The organism is Ruegeria sp. A3M17 (genome assembly GCF_003318255.1).
Classification (GTDB): Bacteria; Pseudomonadota; Alphaproteobacteria; order Rhodobacterales; family Rhodobacteraceae; genus Ruegeria.
In genome coordinates this window covers 40057-57278 of the sequence record NZ_QOCF01000031.1, presented here as the reverse complement: position 1 = coordinate 57278, position 17222 = coordinate 40057, and the positions used below count along the sequence as shown (strand labels likewise).

Here is a 17222-nt window from a genome sequence, read left to right as displayed (position 1 = left end):
GAAATCCGGAAACAGGAAAAGAGTGACCGTGCCCGCCACAGACAACACAGTTTCCATGAACATTGTCGGCGCGGTGCGTAACGGGGGTTCGGCTCTGAAAGAAACGATCCATCGGATCGAAGACCTGTCGAAACGGGTAGGGCAATACTCGGTCATCATTGCCACCAATGACAATACAGATGACACCGATCAGACACTGTCCGAATACGCAAAGCGGTGTGCCGAGGTTCAGATCATTCGGCTGGATGGTGTGATCTCGGGTATTTCTGAACGTGTTGAGCGTATCACCGCTGCTCGAAATTCTATACTTGAAACTCTCGAAAAGAATGGTCGTGACAACCACCTGACTCTGATGCTGGATTTAGACGGGCCGAACATCTGTCTGAATCCCGAAGCTGTTTTAGCAGCGGCCAAGCGTTCGGATGTTCAGTGGGAAGCGGTTTTTGCAAACTCAAGGCCTGCCTACTACGACCTATATGCCTTGCGCTGCCGGGGGTGGTGCGAACAGGACGTTTGGCAAGCGATACACAACGCACGTAAGCCTCTGTTTGGTAGGCAAAAATGGCGTCGAAACCTTTTGAAGACTATGATCCATGACCGTCAGTTTCATATTCCAGAAGATTGCCAACTTATACCTGTCGACAGCGCATTTGCGGGAGCCGGCCTTTATAAAACTCAGGCGTTACGAGGCTTGAGATATAAATGCCGAGATGAGGAGAACCGGCTGGTCTGTGAACATGTCCTGTTTCATCAGGAAATGCGTACACGAGGTGCCAGGCTCTATATCGACCCGGCTTTGATGACTATCGCGCCGCAAGAGCATCTTGGTGAGGGCAGCGGAGCACCATTTCCACCGAACCTACAAAACCTTTCGAGCGGAGCAACGTGATCAATGCCCTATTCTCCAATCACCGGGCAACTTGGAGTGTTGCTTTTTGAAAGCGAAGTGATCGGGCGACACCCGGCAAAGTACTTTCTGGATGAAAGCTGCGGTTATATCTGGGTGGAAAACCCGACATGGCTGGAAGAAGCGTATAGCGATGCCATCGCGTTGACGGATACAGGGATCGTTGCCCGAAACCTGTCAAACCTGCGCCGTGTTTCAACAGCCATGCGAGCGAATGGTCTTGCAGATGCCCGTGGGATCGACATTGGCGGAGGCTATGGGCTGTTTGTTCGCGGCCTAAGGGACATTGGACTGAATTTTCACTGGTCCGACCCCTATGCAGAAAACCTGTTGGCGCGTGGGTTCGAGGCGGATGATGGAACATATGCAGTTGCCACGGCCTTTGAAGTTCTTGAACATTTGCCGGATCCGCTTTCGTACATAAAAGAGGCGCGCACGAAATTTGATTTCGAGACGCTCTTTTTTTCGGCGACTTGCTTCGATCCAAAGGATCTACCGCCGCGCGACTGGTGGTACTGGGCTTTTGAGACGGGCCAACACATCAGCTTTTTCTCTGAGCAAAGCCTGGATTATATGGCTGAGCAGTTGGAGATGCAGAAAGTCCACCTCCGTGGAGACCTTTATGCCTTCACTGCGCTGGACAGCCTCACGTGGCCCAGCCGGTGGCAGCAATGGAGAATTCGAAAAGCGTTCCGCCGTGCCAGCCTGACGCAACAGGACTATGAAGACATGAAGCAACGCGTAAAGTCGATGCAACTCAAACGTTGACGATCACAGTGTGCCTGCCTCGTGCTGAAGGCGTTGCTGAGCGATTTCTTCGTTTCTTTCTGCTTTTTGCTGATCGGCCATGCAGCGTTCAACAAAGCTGAGATGTTCTTGAACCGCGTGTCTGGCCGCAGCCGTGTCGCGTGCCTGAAGCGCCGTGTTGATGGCGCGGTGCTGGTCTAGAATTGCTTCGCGCGTCGTTTGCTGCTGGAACATCATCTGGCGGTTATAAAACACGCCCTGCCGCAACAGATCGTACATTGACCGCATCATATGCAGCATGACCACATTGTGGCTGGCCTCGATGATCGCCATGTGGAATTGCGCGTCCAGCTGCGCCTCATCTTCGGTCGCGTTGCTGGTATGGGCGGCTTCCATCTTGTCAAAGATCGTCTGGACCACCTTCAGATCGCTGTCCGACCCCAACCGAGCAGCACGTTCGGCGGCTAACCCTTCCATGTCGCGCCGGAACGAGAGGTAATCGGACACCGCCTCATCATGGCTGCCGAACAGTCGGATCAGCGCCGGGGAGAAGGCTGAACCCAGAACTTCGGCCACATAGATGCCGGACCCTGCCTTTGCTGTCAGCAACCCTTGGCCTTGCAGGTCTGCGATCGCGTCGCGTAGGGACGGCCGGGATACGCCCAGCCGCTCGGCCAATTCGCGTTCGGCGGGCAGACGTTCGCCGGGGCGCAGTATGCCGCGCAGGATCAGCAGTTCAATTTGGCGAACCACCGCGATCGAAAGCTTTTCGGTCTGAACTTTTTGAAAAGGCATGCGGGCGTCATTCCGGAAATTGGTCAAATGATATGACCACGGATGGCGGCGAGGTTCAAGAATGCGGGGTCACGTGGTCTAAAATATTAGGTCAGCATTGTTGACTTTATGCTGTTCCTCTCTACGCTGGCCGTGACTGAGAGCGGAGGAGACTCATGTCTACGCACGAATTGTTCGCCACGCGGGCATCCCGGATGAAAGCGTCTGAGATACGCGAATTGTTAAAGCTGTTGGATCAGCCGGGGATCATCTCGTTTGCAGGCGGCATCCCCGATCCTGCCTTGTTCCCGACCGAAGGGTTTTCAGCTGCGTTTCAGGCTGCTTTAGGCCCGGACCAGAAGGCTCAGGCGCTGCAATATTCCGTCAGCGAAGGTTACGTCCCGTTGCGGGAATGGCTCATCGACCACATGCGTTCAATCGGAGTGGAATGCAGGCTTGAGAACATCCTGATCACGTCAGGCTCGCAGCAGGCACTGGATTATCTGGGTAAACTCTATCTGTCGCCGGGAGATACTGCGCTGGTCGGATGGCCGACCTATCTGGGCGCATTGGCCGCTTTCAATGCCTACGAGCCGCGGTTTGACCGCCTCAGCATCAATGGCAACCGGGGCGCGGCTGAGCACGCGGCGTCAGCGGGCGAAGGCGCGGTCAAATTCGCCTATCTCTCGCCCGATTTCGCCAACCCGACAGGCGAAACCGTGGATCTGCGGGGGCGGGAGGCGCTGCTGGATCTGGCAGATGCGCTGAACTGTGCAGTGATCGAGGATGGAGCCTATCAGGCCCTGCGTTATGACGGTGATGCCATCCCTCCGGTTCTGGCGCTGGAACTGGCGCGCAAAGGGTCGATTGAGGATTGCCGTACGATCTATTGTGGTAGTTTTTCGAAAACCTTGTCTCCGGGATTGCGGGTTGGTTGGGTTGTGGCGGCAAAGCCAGTGATTTCCCAATTGGTGTTGATGAAACAGGCTGCCGATCTGCATTCGGCAACCATCAACCAGATGGCCATTGACCAGGTGGCACGGGCTTGCTTCGACACGCATATCCCGATGCTGCGTCGTGTCTACGGTGCCCGCCGCGATGCCATGCTGCAGGCGTTGCAGGACCATATGCCAGACGGGGTTCAGTGGACCAGGCCCGAAGGCGGCATGTTCGTGTGGTTGACATTGCCGGTCGGTACACACGGGGCCGATTTGTTGGCCCGCGCGCTGGACACGGTCAAAGTCGCCTTTGTCCCGGGTGGGGCGTTTTTCCCTGATGGCAGCGGGACCAACACAATCCGGCTAAGTTTCTCGAACTCGGATGAGGATATGATCAGCGAAGGTATTCGCCGATTGGGTGAGGTTTTGCGCGCCTGACCGGCGGAAAGGTTTTGTTAACCTTGATGGCGCAATGCTGGGGGCATGGTCCGGTATCTGTCCCTCCTTGTGCTGGCCGCTTGCTCGGCCGGCACGCCCCACTTTCGCGATGTGCCGGCGACCCGCGTGGCGGTGAACGGCAGTGTATTTGACGTGCGGGTCCGCGATCAACTGGCCGAGGCTGTACGCATCAACTCTCAATATGCTCCGCGCCTTGGCCCCATTCGCGTCCGGGCCGCACTGGCTATGGCACAGGTGTCGGGTTGCCCGTTGTTGGATGTTCTGGGCGACGCTGCGGTCACCGTGGGCATTCTGGGTTGCGACCGAGAATTGGGGAAAAAGCTGATTTTCGGCAGCCTTCTTCGCGGTCCCTATGAATGTACCGACTATGGCTACTATGAAGACTATGGCTATCAGGTTTTTGAGTGCGCTCCCTACTGAGATACGCGCTTTTTCGCGTATTTTGACAAGATATTGTGGATAACTTGGTAAGAAATCCCATATCCTGCGTTACTCCGTTGACTCACCCCCAACGGGTTGCGCAGACTTCCAGATATAGGAATCATGGGACGAGCGGCTTTGCGTTTCAGCAAACTCAAACTCACCGGCTTCAAAAGCTTTGTTGATCCGACCGATCTGATCATCGCGGATGGTTTGACCGGTGTGGTGGGCCCAAATGGCTGCGGCAAGTCCAATCTTCTGGAAGCGTTGCGTTGGGTAATGGGTGAAAATCGCCCCAAATCCATGCGCGGCGGCGCTATGGAGGATGTGATTTTCGCGGGTGCCGCCACGCGCCCAGCGCGCAACTTTGCCGAAGTTGTGCTGACCCTGGACAATTCCGAACGTCTGGCACCCTCGGGTTTCAATGACAGCGATCAGCTTGAGATTTTCCGCCGCATCACGCGAGATGTAGGCAGCGCCTACAAGACTAATGGCAAGGATGTGCGGGCGCGTGACGTGCAGATGCTATTCGCCGATGCTTCGACTGGTGCGCATTCGCCTGCACTGGTGGGGCAGAACCGCATTGCCGAGTTGATCAACGCCAAGCCCCGTGCGCGCCGCCGCATTCTGGAAGAGGCGGCGGGCATCTCTGGCCTGTATCAGCGTCGCCACGAGGCAGAGCTTAAGCTGAAGGGCACCGAATCCAACCTGACCCGTGTCGATGACGTGCTGGAACAGCTGGGTACCCAATTGGCACAGCTTGCGCGTCAGGCGCGTCAGGCCGCACGGTACCGCGAGATTGGCGAGCAACTGCGGCAGGCCGAAGGCATGCTGCTCTATCGCCGCTGGAAAGAGGCTGATATGGCTCGCCAGCAGGCCGAAGACGTCTTGCGCGAGCGGATCACCGAAGCCTCGCGTGCCGAGGCTGAAGCGCGCGCCGCCAGCGCCAAGCGGTTTGAAATCGAGGAAACTCTGCCGCCTCTGCGCGAGGAAGAAGCCATTGCCGCCGCCGTCTTGCAACGGCAGCAGGTGCAGCGCGATCAACTGACCGATCAGGAAACCCGCGCGCGTCAGACGATCGAAACACTGACCAACCGCATTCAGCAGCTGGCCAACGATATCGAACGCGAAACCGGCTTGAACCGGGACGCGGGCCAGATGATTGAGCGTCTGGAATGGGAAGCGCGCGAACTGGCCAAAGCGGCAGAAGGGCATGACGACAAAGTGGCTGAGGCCGCCGAGATCGCGCGCGAAGCCGCATCTGTGCTGCAAGACCGAGAAGATCACCTGTCGCAGGAAACCGAAGATGTGGCGCGTCTTGTGGCGCGTCACCAGTCGGCTCAGCGTTTGGTCGAAGACAGCCGCAAGACGCTGGCCCGGTCCGAGGGTGAGGAAGAGAAAGCCCGTGCTGCGGTAGACGAAGCCCGCGATGCTTTGACCCACGCCAGCGAAGCGTTTGAGGAAGCGCACGAAGGTGAGGAAGAAGCGCGCGAGGCCGCTGAGGCCGCCGACGAAGCGCTGGCCGCAGCGGACGAGCTGCGCAATGAAACGCAGGCGAGAGAAGCCGAAGCGCGCGCTCAGCGGTCTGAGGCCGAAGGCGAGTTGGGTGCGATCCGTGCCGAGACATCCGCCTTGGCCAAGCTGGTCGAAAGGGATACGGCCGAAGGCGGGCAGGTTTTGGATCTGCTGCGGGTCGAGCCCGGCTATGAAAAGGCGCTGGGGGCGGCACTGGCTGACGACCTGCGTACACCTTTGGTCGATGCCGATGGACCATCCGGCTGGGTGCAGGTGTCAGGCTACGATGCAGATCAGCCCCTGCCCGATGGGGCTGAACCATTGGCCCTGCATGTCTCGGGCCCAAACCGTCTAAGCCGCCGGATCGTTCAGATCGGATTGGTTGATGCGGATCAGGGCGCGCGGCTGCAAGCCTCATTGAAGCCGGGGCAGCGTCTGGTGTCCCGTTCGGGTGACTTGTGGCGTTGGGACGGGTTCCGGGCCTGGGCTGAAGATGCGCCAAGCGCTGCAGCCTTGCGGTTGGAACAGCTCAACAAGCTTGAAGCTCTGAAACAGGAACTTACCCGCGCCGAAGCGCAGGCTGATGGTGCCCGCGCCGCGCATGAGGCGCTGTCACAGCAACTGGCGGATGTCACCGAGGCAGACCGTCGCGCACGTGAAGCCCGCCGCGCTGCTGATCAGCGGATGGCGGAATCCGCGCGCCGGTTAAGCCGGGCTGAGGCCGACCGCAATCTGGCTGAGGGCAAGCTGGAAACGCTGACCCTTGCAGTAGATCGGCACAAGGACGATGCCATGTCCGCCCGCGCGCAACTGCGCGAGGCCGAAGGTGCGCTGTCCGGCTTGGGTGATGTCGACAGCGCGCGTGCGCAGGTTGAGGATATCAAGCAGACGGTTGAGGCTGCCCGGATCACCATGCTGACCCACCGCTCATCCCATGATGAGCTGCGTCGTGAAGGCGAGGCACGGACCCGGCGGGCCCAGGAAGTGACCAAGGACCTCAGTGGCTGGCGGCACCGGCTGGAGTCAGCAGAAAAACGTATCTCGGAACTCGTCGAACGCAAGGAAAGCTCTGAGGAGGAACTGTCCGAGGCGATGGCCGCCCCGGGTGAGATCGCCGAAGCCCGCGAAGAACTGAACGAGTTGATCGAGACAGCCGAGGCCCGACGTGCCGAGGCCGCCGACAAACTTGCCGAGGCCGAAACCCAGCAGCGCGAGGTTGTGCTGGCCGAGCGTGAAGCTGAGCGTTTGGCGTCTGAAGCCCGCGAATCCCGTGCGGCGGCTGAGGCGCGCTGTGACGCGGCCAAGGAAAGCGTCGTGGCCGCCGCTGAGCGGATCGCTGAAGATCAGCAGCTGACGCCGAACCAGTTGCTGAACCAACTGGATGTGAACCCCGACCAGATGCCTGCAGCCGACGCATTGGAGGCCGAGGTCAACCGCCACAAGCGCCAACGTGACGCGATGGGGGCCGTAAACCTACGCGCCGAAGAAGACGCCAAGGAAGTTCAGGAAGAGTTTGATACCCTGAACAGCGAAAAGGCCGATCTGGAAGAAGCGATCAAGGCCCTGCGCAGCGGCATCGCCAGCCTCAACCGTGAGGGTCGTGAGCGCCTGCTGACCGCGTTTGAGCAGGTGAACTCGAACTTCGCGATGCTGTTCAAACACCTGTTTGGAGGCGGTGAGGCCAATCTGGTCATGGTCGAAAGCGATGATCCGCTGGATGCCGGGCTCGAAATCATGTGCCAACCGCCGGGCAAGAAGCTGTCGACGCTTAGCCTGCTGTCGGGCGGGGAACAGACCTTGACAGCAACGGCGCTGATCTTTGGCGTCTTCCTCGCCAACCCCGCGCCGATCTGTGTGCTGGATGAGGTCGACGCGCCCCTGGATGACGCCAACGTCACCCGCTTCTGTGACTTGCTGGACGAGATGTGCCGCCAGACGGACACTCGGTTCCTGATCATCACCCACCATGCGGTGACCATGGCACGGATGGACCGGCTGTTTGGCGTGACCATGCAGGAACAGGGCGTCAGTCAATTGGTTTCGGTCGACCTGAAAAAGGCCGAACAGATGGTCGCCTGATCGTTCACTGCAACGTTATGCCTCAATCGCCCGGTGGCGGGGTAAGGTGGCCGCATGACCCGATATCTGATCCTTGCCTTATTGACTGCCAGCCCGATTGTGGCGGCGGAATGGCCAACGAAACCCGGAGATGTTCCGCTTTCATCTGCCGAGCTGGACGCCCTGGCGGGGCGAACGCTGACCTTCTATGACGACGGACAGTCCAAGTTTTCGGCTGGTGGGGCCTATTCCTTTACCTATGCCAGCGGGGAATCCGCGTTCGGGACATACTCCATCGCCGATGACGGCAGTGTCTGCATCGCCTATCGAAACGGGTTCAGCCGCTGTGATCTCTATGTCCGCAGCGGTAAGCGTCTGGTCCTGATTGACGAGAAAGGCGACAGATATCCGGTCCGGTCTGAGTAATTCAGCAAACTTCCCAGTGCTCTCAATACAGCGTCTGGCATTGTGTTTGTGATTGTCAGGGCTCGCAATAAGATCATGGGGCGACAGAGGTGCGCAGACCGTGCTAGCCAAAAAAGGAAAAATAAGTGAGCGAAGCATCCAAAGACACGTTGGCTCTTGGAAAACAACGCAGCTCTCATGGGCGTCAGCAGGACGAAGGCGTGCTGGTGATTCGCAGTATCGCAATGCCGGCAGACACGAACCCTTCAGGGGATATTTTTGGCGGGTGGCTCATGTCGCAGATGGATTTAGCAGCCGGAAACATGGCCGGGCGGGTTTCGCAAGGGCGTGGCGCGACTGTGTCGGTCGAGGCCATGCAATTCCTGCGTCCGGTTAAGGTTGGGGATGAAGTCACACTTTATGCGACGCTGTTGAAAGTTGGGCGCACATCGATGCGCATTCACGTGGATGCATGGGCCCGCCCGAGGTATTCCGAAAAGGCGCAAAAGGTCACGGATGCGGATTTCGTATTTGTTGCGTTGGACGAAAATGGTGCGCCGCGACCGGTATTTGACGAGACATAAGTCGGGGGGGGCGCAAATACGCCCAGCCGACATTTGAGCGTTGCGTCAGAGGCTGTTCAACAACTCTGCCGTCGGCCAAGCATCCGCAGGCAGCCCTAGCCGTACCTGTTCAGCCTGAACAGCTGCGCGCGTTCCCGCACCAAGGATGCCGTCGATCTTGCCCACGTTATGCCCACGCGCTTGTAACTTTGTCTGCAACTGCTTCATCTGCGCACCCGACAGGCCTTGTGGCGGGTTCCCTGCGTCATAGACTTGCCCGCCTTCCAACCGAGTGCCGAAATAGGCGGCGGTCAGGACATAAACAAAGCTTTGGTTCCATTCGAAATAGACGTCAAAGTTTGGGTAGGCCAAAAATGCGGGGCCGTTGCGACCCTGTGGCAGGATCAGCGATGCGGGCAGGTTGGCCAAAGACCCGCTGCGCGCTTGAACGCCCATCGCCTGCCATTCGGACACGGACCGCAACTTGCCGGGGCCGGCCAGGGACCAGTCCATCTGGGCGGGAACAGTTACCTCCTGCAGCCAGGGTTCACCCGGACGCCAGCCCAGATGTGACAGCATCTTGCCACCCGACATCAGCGCATCCGGGGCTGAGGTTTTTAACGAGACCTTGCCGTCGCCATCCCCGTCCACGCCATTTTCCAGAATGTCGCGGGGCAGCATCTGCACCATGCCGATCTCACCTGCCCAGGCACCGGTCGTACGGTTGGGGTCAAAACCCCCTTGGCTGTAGAGCTCGATGGCCGCAAAAACCTGTGGTCGGAACAGCTCAGGTCGGCGGCAGTCATGCGCCAGCGTGACCAGGGCGTTGCGGGTGTTGAAGTCACCTTGTACCGCGCCATAGTCAGTCTCGAACGCCCAGAATGCCAGCAATACACCGCGCGACACGCCGTATTCCCGCTCAATCCGGTCAAACACCGCATCGTATTTGCGAGACATGGATTTACCGCGATCTATCCGGTTCTGCGAGATCAGGCGGCGTGAAAAATCGATGAACGGTATTTGGAATACGCCCTGCGCCCGATCCGCCTTTAGAACCGCGCTGTCCTGCTGAACACCTTTGAAAAAGCTGTTCACGGTGGATTTGTCGAACCCTTGCTGAATGGCCTCGGCCTTCAGACCCTTCACGAAGGAATTGAACCCGCCGCCACATTGGGCCAAGGCGGGAGAGGCGAGCAGGGTGGCGGCAATGATGCCGGAGAGAAAACGCATTTTTAATTCCGTCAGAAAATGAAGCTTGCTCCAACCCACACCGACACGAGGCCCAGCGCAAGCCCCCATACCTGCCAAAGCATGTCACATGCGCGGAAAACCTCCGGCGCGCCGATGTCACGTCGCGCATCACCGTTGACCCAGGCCAGATCGCGGACCTGACCATCATAGCTGCGTGGCCCGGCAAGGGCGACGTTCAGTGCGCGCGCCATGGCGGCCTCGGGCCAACCGGCGTTGGGTGAGATATGGCGACGTGCATCCGCGACCATTTCGGGCCAGCGCGCCCATTGACCGGATAGCGCCACGATCATCACGCAGGTCAGACGGGCGGGGATAAGGTTCAACACATCGTCCAGACGCGCCGCGGCCCAGCCGAAATCGCGGTACTTTTCCGACCGGTAGCCGATCATGCTGTCCGCCGTGTTGACTGCCTTGTAGATCAGCAACCCCGGCAGGCCCGCGACCAGAAACCAGAAGGCGGGCGCAATTACGCCGTCGCTGAGATTTTCGGCAGCGCTCTCAATCGCAGATCGCGCGACCTGCGCCTCGGTCATGTCCCGCGTATCGCGCGAAACGATCATGGCGACTTTGGCGCGGCCCTCGGCCAATGAGATGCGCAGCCCGTCACCGACATCGCGGACATGGGTCACCAGTGACTTCTGTGCCAGCAGAATTGCGGCAAGGATGATTTCGATCACCGGCCCAAACAAGGTCAGGGTGCGGCCCAGAATCAATGCGCCAAAGATCAGCACCACCACGACGGCTACGCCTTTCAGGAGCCTATTCGTTCCGCGGTTCAGGCGCTGGTCCAGCCAGCCGATGGCGGTTCCAATCATCACTGCCGGATGACGAATGCGCGACCAGAGCCAATCTGGCTCTCCAAGCGCCGCGTCCAGACACATCGCGCAAACCAGCAGAAATGCTGTGCTCACAACGCGGCCTCAAGCTGACGCCACCCGTCTGCGGACGGCAAGCCAAGGCGCAGATAAGTGTTTGAGTAGGGGAATATGCGGCTCCAGATATGGGCGCGGGCCAGCTTGGCCTGCCAAGCGGCGGCATCGTCGACGTCATAAAGGCGGAACAACGTGGTGCCCCCGACCAGTTTTGCCCCCTTGCCGGTCATGATCCTGTCCAGCTGTTCTGTCGATGCCGCCAACTGCTGACGGGTCGCTTTGGCCCAGTCTGTGTCCCGCAGCGCCCGTTCCCCGATCCGAAGGGCAGGGCCAGAGACGGACCACGGCCCGGTCAGATCGTTCAGCTTTGTGATCAGGTCAGGGCGGCCAATCGCAAATCCCAACCGTAGCCCGGCCAAACCCCAGAACTTGCCGAAACTTTTCAACACGATCACACTGGGCTGCTCGGCCAGGTGAATTAGGGATGCATCAGGGCAAACGTCACAAAAACTCTCATCAATCACGGTCAGCGGGGCATTGGCGTCCTCTACGGTCCAGATACGTCCATCCGGATTATTCGGGTGCACAAGGACGCGCGCCTCGGCTGGACCGTTCGATTGAACTGTCCAACCCTGCGCCGAAAAAGCTGCCGCGTGTTCGTTGTAGGTGGGGGCTGTGATCTGCACCCGACCCGTCGCAGCAAGGGCAGGCATGCGGGCGATTACTGCTGAAGCGCCGGGCGCGGGCAGAATCGCTGCACCATCTGGAACAGACCAGAACTGGCGTGCTGCGGCAGACAGCCGTTCGAACGCGCCGTGATCCGGCAGCGCGGCCCAGTCCGACGGGGTCAGTCCCGACACCGGATACGGGTGTGGGTTGATGCCAGTGGACAGGTCCAGCCAATTGTCGCGTGCCCCGCCGAACCGGGAGATAGCACCGTCCAGCCCGCCGCCATGGTCGCGCGAGGCACGGGGGTTCAAATCTGCGTTTGGGCTTGCCATCGATGTTCTCGCTGGAATTGCGTGTTTCCGGTGCTTCAAGCGGATTTTCGCCGCTTACACAAGCAAATCCGCGTGATCGACCCGATTGACCGGCACCATTAACACTTTGTTAAGGAATAAGCGTGATCACAAACCACGGGGGTCGGCACCGCACACTCTACCAAGTGCCGAGGTTGTTGCAAATGAATGTACTGATTGTTGAGAGTAACCCCGACCTTGGTCGGGTCTGGAAAAGACATCTGGAACGGCAAGGCGCCGAAGTGACGCTTGTTGCCGGGCAAGAGGCTGCGATCCTTGCGCTGTACGGCACGGATTTCGATATCATCGTGTTGGATCTGGTGTTGGAAAATGGCAGCGCGTTGGCAGTGGCTGATTTCGCCAGCTATCGCCGCCCCGAGGCGCGGGTGATCTTTGTCACCAACACCACCTTTTTTTCAGACGGGTCGATCTTTGCCCACAGTCCAAACGCGTGCGCTTATGTGCAAAGCGGCACGCCGCCAGAAGATCTGGCGGCGATGGTTGAACATTACGCGGCGGGTCGCTGACCGCGCCCGTGCGGTTCCATGTAGTCCAAAACCGGGTTGATCGGGATGATCCGATGCGGGTTGATGCTTTCGTGGCTATAGTGATAGTGGCGCACGATGTGGTGCATGTTGACCGTCGATGCGACGCCCGGCCTTTGATATAGCTCGCGCGTATAAGCCCATAGGTTGGGGTAATCGATCAGCCGCCGCCGGTTGCATTTGAAATGCAGATGATAGACGGGATCGAACCGGATCAGCGTCGTGAATAAGCGCCAGTCGGCCTCGGTCAGGCGATCCCCCATCAGATATCGGTTTAAAGCCAAACGATCCTCTAGCCAGTCCAGCGTTTCAAACAGCGGGTCCACGGCGGTGTCATAGGCCTGTTGACTGGTGGCAAAGCCGGATTTGTAGACGCCGTTGTTGACGTTGGAATAGATGCGCGCATTCACCTCTTCGATCTCATCGCGCATCGCTTCGGGCCAGTAATCGTCGGTGTTGCCGGTGATCCCGTCAAAGGCCGAATTGAACATGCGGATGATTTCCGAGCTTTCGTTCGAAACAATCGTCTGCTGTTTCTTGTCCCACAGGATCGGCACTGTGACACGACCCGAATAGGTAGGGTCGGCCTTGGTGTAAACCTGGTGGGCAAAGCCCAGACCGTACAATGTGTCCCCGGTTGCCCCATGGTCATCAGTCTCGAAGGTCCAGCCCTTGTCCAGCATGTCGGGATGTACCACCGAGACTGAGACGTGCTTGTTCAAACCTTTCAGTTCCCTGAAGATCAGAGTGCGGTGCGCCCATGGACAGGCCAGGCTGACATAGAGGTGGTAGCGGTCGGTTTCAGCGTTGAAGCCACCCTTGCCCGATGGTCCGGCGCTGCCATCTACCGTCAGCCAATTGCGAAACTGCGCGGCGCTGCGTTTGAACGCGCCGCCAGTGGATTTGGTGTCATACCAGGTGTCGTGCCATTTACCGTCGACCAACAGGCCCATTGCTCATGCCCTCCGAAAAGCGTTTGTGCCAAACATAGGCGGGTACATGGGGCGTTCCTATGCGAGGGCGCGCGCATCCTTCCTGCGCATACGCACAGGATGGATTGGGATTTCCGTGCAACAAATTGAAATCCCTGCGCTGACTGTGATCAGGTTCACTGGATTTTTACAATTTGCGCCTCACAATAGAAGACACTGCTGGGGGAGATATTTTTATGAGTACTTATGTTTCAAAGGAAATTACTGCCGAATTGGATGCGGCGCGAATCGCAGGATTGAAAAAGATCAGCCGCCTTCGTGTCGATATTGGCGACAATACCTACAAGATTCTTCGATTGTGGAAAGATGGATTTACAGTTGAGGCCGATACCACACCTCAACTGCGCGGGCTTGTGGATATCTATGATGGTGTCAATCACTTGTACCAATGCCTAATCATCGCGGATGAGGATGAAGCAGGCGAAATGCGATACGAATTCAAGCGCAGCACAGCCGCTGCCGACAAGGCTCCGCTGGATTTCTACCGCGCGCCGGACGCGCCGATTGCGCTGTTGGGACGCGAGGATTGAGGGCAGAGCCAACGACATCGCCGTTGGCCGCCTCGGTCACTGCAAATCAGTAAATGCATGCTTTAGTCGGGCGCATGCCTCTTCGACCCGTGCACGCTGAGTGGCCAGGTTAAACCGTTCGAAGGTCTCACCACCTGCGCCGAAACCGGGGCCTGAGGACGTTGCGATTTTGGCATCTTCGCGGAGGCGGCGGACAAACTCTTCATGGGTCATGCCGGTTCCTGAGAATTCTACCCAAGCCAGATAAGTAGCCTGCAACGGCATGGACCACAGACCAGGGATCTCGGCGATTGCTGCGTCTAAGACCTGGCAGTTGCCCGCCAGATGCGCGACCTGTTCGTCAACCCACGTCGCACCCTCGGGCGAATAGGCGGCAGTTATCATCGCCACGCCCAATGCGCTGGGGTCATAATCCAGCGTCTGAATGCGGTGGCGCATGGCCGCGCGCAGTTTGGGGTCAGGAATAATCATGTTACCGGTCCGTTGACCGGCGATGTTGAATGTCTTGGACGCCGCAGTCAGGGTCACGGTCCACGGTCGCGCATCCGGCGCAGCCACATCCATCGGCACGAACGTATTGCCAGGATAGACCAGATCGTGGTGGATCTCATCCGAGACCAAAATCAACCCATTACGTTCGGCGAATGCGGCCACGGCACGCAGTTCATCCGGTGTCCACACCCGGCCCGAGGGGTTTTGCGGCGAGCACCACAACAACAACTTTTCCGACCCGTCCAGACGCGACTGAGCATCGTCCAGATCCAGGCCATAGGTTTCGCCTTGGCGAACTAGCGGGCACTCGACAACGCGACGTCCCGATTTGTTCACCTTGTGGGCAAACTCATGGTAGACGGGGCTGAAGATGACGGCGCCGTCGCCAGGTTCGCTCCAGACATCCAGAGACAGGGCGATTGCATTGCCTAACCCCTGTGAAGTCAGCACCCAATCGGTGTCAATGTCCCAGCTATGGCGGTTCTTCATCCACCACTGAATCGATGCCAGATATTCCGGGTGAATCCACGAATACCCAAAGACCCCATGGTCAGCCGCTTTTCGAACCGCATCAATTACGCAAGGCGCTGTTGGGTAATCGGAATCTGCCGTCCACATGGCCAACCCGTCCTGCGGGGGCACACCGTAGATTTGCTCCATCTTATCCCATTTTGAACTGTTGGTTTTCCGGCGGTCGATCAGGTCGTTGAAAGTCATGTCTGCTCCATCTGTCCGGTCGAAAGCTAGCCACAATTCCAGCGGGTGCAAGGGGGGCGTTGCGGCGCGGGGCGGGATGGCCTAAATCAACCCCATGAAACGCAATATCCTGATCCATCCCGACCCCCGCTTGAAAAAGGTCTGCGCGCCTGTGGCAGATATCAGCGACGAGCTGCGCAAACTGGCCGACGACATGCTGGAGACGATGTATGACGCGCCTGGCGTTGGTCTGGCCGCGCCTCAGATCGGCGTGCTGGATCGGTTGATCGTGTTGGACTGCATTAAGGAAGAGGGCGAAGCCCCGCGTCCGCTGATCATGTTCAACCCCGAGGTTATCGCCTCGTCCGATGAGACCAATGTCTACGAGGAAGGCTGCCTGTCGATCCCCGAGCAATTCGCCGAAGTCACGCGCCCCAAAGTGGTTGATGTCACGTGGATCGACCGGGATGGCAATTTGCAGCAGGACACATTCGACGGCCTGTGGGCGACCTGTGTTCAGCATGAGATCGACCATTTGAACGGCAAGCTGTTCATCGACTATCTCAAGCCGCTGAAACGGCAGATGATCACGCGAAAGATGCAGAAACTAAAGCGCGAGCAGGCCCGCGCATGACCGCTCGCACCTGCCTGCCATGGCCCGACAAACTCCTGCGCACCAAGGCCGAGGGCGTCGCCGAGATCACCGATGAAATCCGCGCCATCTGGGACGACATGATCGACACGATGGAGGCGATGCCCGGTGTTGGCCTTGCCGCGCCGCAGATCGGCGTCATGTTGCGGCTGGCTGTGGTGGACGGCTCGACCGAACGGGGTAAGGCGGTGCGTCTGGCCAACCCGGAAATCCTGCACAGCTCGATCGAATTGCGCGAACATGATGAGGCCAGCCCGAACCTGCCCGGTGTCTCTGCCAAGGTGAAACGCCCGCGCGCGGTGACGGTCAAGTTCCTGAATGAGCAGGGGATGGTGGATCGCCGCGACTTTGTCGGAATCGAGGCCACAAGCGTACAGCACCAGATCGACCATCTGAACGGAAAGATGTATTTCGACCGGCTCAGCAAGGTCAAACGGGACATGCTGCTGCGCAAAGCCAAAAAGCTGGGGTAGAGATGCGCGTTGTATTCATGGGTACGCCCGACTTTTCGGTTCCGGTTCTGGATGCGCTGGTCGAAGCCGGGCATGATATTGTCGCCGTGTATTGCCAGCCCCCGCGCCCAGCTGGTCGGGGCAAAAAGGACCGTCCGACACCGGTTCACGCACGAGCCGAAGCGTTAGGCCTGACTGTCCGCCATCCGGTGTCTCTGAAATCGTCAGATGAACAGGATGCCTTTGCTGCACTGAACGCAGATGTGGCTGTGGTGGTCGCTTATGGCCTGATCCTACCGCAGCCCGTTCTGGACGCGCCTGCCCAGGGATGTCTGAATATCCATGCCAGCCTGTTGCCGCGCTGGCGCGGGGCGGCCCCGATCCATCGTGCCATCATGTCCGGCGATGCGCAAACCGGTATCTGCATCATGCAGATGGAGGCCGGGTTGGACACAGGCCCGGTTCTTATGCGCGAAGCAACCGATATCGGGATCGAGGAAACCACCGACCAGTTGCATGACCGGCTGTCGATAATGGGCTCCAAACTGATCGTTGAGGCTTTGCATGACCTGCCGGATCTGACGCCCGAGCCGCAGCCCGAGGTCGGTGTGACCTATGCCGCCAAGATCGACAAATCAGAGGCACGGATTGACTGGTCCCGGCCCGCAGCCGAGGTGGACCGGCAGATCCGCGGTCTGTCCCCGTTCCCAGGTGCCTGGACCGAGATTGACGGAGACCGCGTGAAACTACTGGCGTCGCGTCTGGCCGAGGGGCAGGGCGTACCCGGCGAAGCTCTGGACGATGCTTTGACAGTTGCTTGCGGCGAGGGTGCCGTTGATCTGTTGCGCCTGCAACGGGCGGGCAAGGGCGCACAGGATAAGGAAACCTTTCTGCGGGGCTGGCCTGTGGCCAAGGGAAGCCGGATTTAGAAGGAA

General features: G+C 58.9%; 18 protein-coding genes. 12 read left to right on the top strand and 6 right to left on the bottom strand.

What is annotated here, in order from left to right:
- The first annotated feature begins 55 nt into the window (after positions 1-55).
- Both DS906_RS17225 and DS906_RS17220 read left to right on the top strand, forming a co-directional pair.
- The gene (locus DS906_RS17225) at positions 56-889 is read left to right on the top strand and encodes a hypothetical protein (protein ID WP_147235297.1); all 834 of its coding nucleotides are present in this window, start codon (positions 56-58) and stop codon (positions 887-889) included.
- Positions 890-892: 3 nt separating this feature from the next.
- Positions 893-1675 (top strand): class I SAM-dependent methyltransferase, encoded by a 783-nt coding sequence (locus DS906_RS17220; RefSeq protein ID WP_113791340.1) that lies wholly within the window; start codon positions 893-895, stop codon positions 1673-1675.
- 3 nt (positions 1676-1678) lie between these two features.
- Here the strand turns inward: DS906_RS17220 and DS906_RS17215 are convergent, their stop codons facing one another.
- A complete protein-coding gene (locus DS906_RS17215; protein WP_113791339.1) occupies positions 1679-2449 on the bottom strand; it encodes a FadR/GntR family transcriptional regulator in 771 nt (256 codons plus the stop codon).
- Between the two features lie 155 nt (positions 2450-2604).
- On the opposite strand from DS906_RS17215, the gene DS906_RS17210 reads away from it, so the two are divergent.
- The 5 genes from DS906_RS17210 to DS906_RS17190 all read left to right on the top strand — a co-directional run bounded on the left by DS906_RS17210 (position 2605) and on the right by DS906_RS17190 (position 8807).
- The gene (locus DS906_RS17210; RefSeq protein ID WP_113791338.1) at positions 2605-3804 is read left to right on the top strand and encodes a PLP-dependent aminotransferase family protein; all 1200 of its coding nucleotides are present in this window, start codon (positions 2605-2607) and stop codon (positions 3802-3804) included.
- 45 nt (positions 3805-3849) lie between these two features.
- Positions 3850-4245: a hypothetical protein gene (locus DS906_RS17205; RefSeq protein ID WP_113791337.1), complete on the top strand. Its 396-nt coding sequence runs from the start codon at positions 3850-3852 to the stop codon at positions 4243-4245.
- Between the two features lie 138 nt (positions 4246-4383).
- Positions 4384-7839: a chromosome segregation SMC family protein gene (locus DS906_RS17200; RefSeq protein WP_113791501.1), complete on the top strand. Its 3456-nt coding sequence runs from the start codon at positions 4384-4386 to the stop codon at positions 7837-7839.
- Between the two features lie 54 nt (positions 7840-7893).
- Positions 7894-8244 carry a hypothetical protein gene (locus tag DS906_RS17195; protein ID WP_113791336.1) on the top strand — a complete coding sequence of 117 codons (351 nt, stop codon included), beginning with the start codon at positions 7894-7896 and terminating at the stop codon, positions 8242-8244.
- Between the two features lie 224 nt (positions 8245-8468).
- The gene (locus DS906_RS17190) at positions 8469-8807 is read left to right on the top strand and encodes an acyl-CoA thioesterase (protein ID WP_113791500.1); all 339 of its coding nucleotides are present in this window, start codon (positions 8469-8471) and stop codon (positions 8805-8807) included.
- 45 nt (positions 8808-8852) lie between these two features.
- Here DS906_RS17190 and DS906_RS17185 read toward each other — a convergent pair whose 3' ends face one another.
- From DS906_RS17185 to DS906_RS17175, 3 genes are read right to left on the bottom strand one after another with little or no spacing between them, the layout of a single operon-like run.
- The gene (locus DS906_RS17185; RefSeq protein ID WP_113791335.1) at positions 8853-10016 is read right to left on the bottom strand and encodes a lytic murein transglycosylase; all 1164 of its coding nucleotides are present in this window, start codon (positions 10014-10016) and stop codon (positions 8853-8855) included.
- Between the two features lie 11 nt (positions 10017-10027).
- The gene (gene cbiB, locus DS906_RS17180; protein ID WP_113791334.1) at positions 10028-10948 is read right to left on the bottom strand and encodes an adenosylcobinamide-phosphate synthase CbiB; all 921 of its coding nucleotides are present in this window, start codon (positions 10946-10948) and stop codon (positions 10028-10030) included.
- Positions 10945-11910 carry a threonine-phosphate decarboxylase gene (locus DS906_RS17175; RefSeq protein WP_113791333.1) on the bottom strand — a complete coding sequence of 322 codons (966 nt, stop codon included), beginning with the start codon at positions 11908-11910 and terminating at the stop codon, positions 10945-10947. The genes cbiB and DS906_RS17175 overlap by 4 nt, the downstream gene beginning before the upstream one ends.
- A gap of 182 nt (positions 11911-12092) precedes the next feature.
- Between DS906_RS17175 and DS906_RS17170 the strand changes: the two genes are divergently transcribed.
- On the top strand, positions 12093-12455 hold the full coding sequence (locus tag DS906_RS17170) for a response regulator transcription factor (RefSeq protein ID WP_108861296.1): 363 nt from the start codon (positions 12093-12095) through the stop codon (positions 12453-12455).
- On the opposite strand, the gene DS906_RS17165 is transcribed toward DS906_RS17170, so the two are convergent.
- Positions 12437-13426 (bottom strand): glutathione S-transferase family protein, encoded by a 990-nt coding sequence (locus DS906_RS17165; protein ID WP_113791332.1) that lies wholly within the window; start codon positions 13424-13426, stop codon positions 12437-12439. The two genes, DS906_RS17170 and DS906_RS17165, sit on opposite strands and share 19 nt — an antisense overlap.
- A 215-nt stretch (positions 13427-13641) precedes the next feature.
- On the opposite strand from DS906_RS17165, the gene DS906_RS17160 reads away from it, so the two are divergent.
- Positions 13642-13995 (top strand): hypothetical protein, encoded by a 354-nt coding sequence (locus DS906_RS17160; RefSeq protein WP_113791331.1) that lies wholly within the window; start codon positions 13642-13644, stop codon positions 13993-13995.
- Positions 13996-14031: 36 nt separating this feature from the next.
- On the opposite strand, the gene DS906_RS17155 is transcribed toward DS906_RS17160, so the two are convergent.
- Complete coding sequence (locus DS906_RS17155) at positions 14032-15204, bottom strand: MalY/PatB family protein (RefSeq protein ID WP_113791330.1); 1173 nt, start codon at positions 15202-15204, stop codon at positions 14032-14034.
- 94 nt (positions 15205-15298) lie between these two features.
- On the opposite strand from DS906_RS17155, the gene def (DS906_RS17150) reads away from it, so the two are divergent.
- Genes def (DS906_RS17150) through fmt form a run of 3 tightly spaced genes read left to right on the top strand, consistent with a single transcriptional unit; the run spans position 15299 to position 17216 of the window.
- Positions 15299-15817: a peptide deformylase gene (def, locus tag DS906_RS17150; protein ID WP_113791329.1), complete on the top strand. Its 519-nt coding sequence runs from the start codon at positions 15299-15301 to the stop codon at positions 15815-15817.
- Positions 15814-16308: a peptide deformylase gene (gene def, locus DS906_RS17145; RefSeq protein WP_113791328.1), complete on the top strand. Its 495-nt coding sequence runs from the start codon at positions 15814-15816 to the stop codon at positions 16306-16308. Before def (DS906_RS17150) ends, def (DS906_RS17145) begins: the two co-directional genes overlap by 4 nt.
- Positions 16309-16310: 2 nt before the next feature.
- Positions 16311-17216: a methionyl-tRNA formyltransferase gene (gene fmt / locus DS906_RS17140; RefSeq protein ID WP_113791327.1), complete on the top strand. Its 906-nt coding sequence runs from the start codon at positions 16311-16313 to the stop codon at positions 17214-17216.
- The last annotated feature ends 6 nt before the right edge of the window (positions 17217-17222 follow it).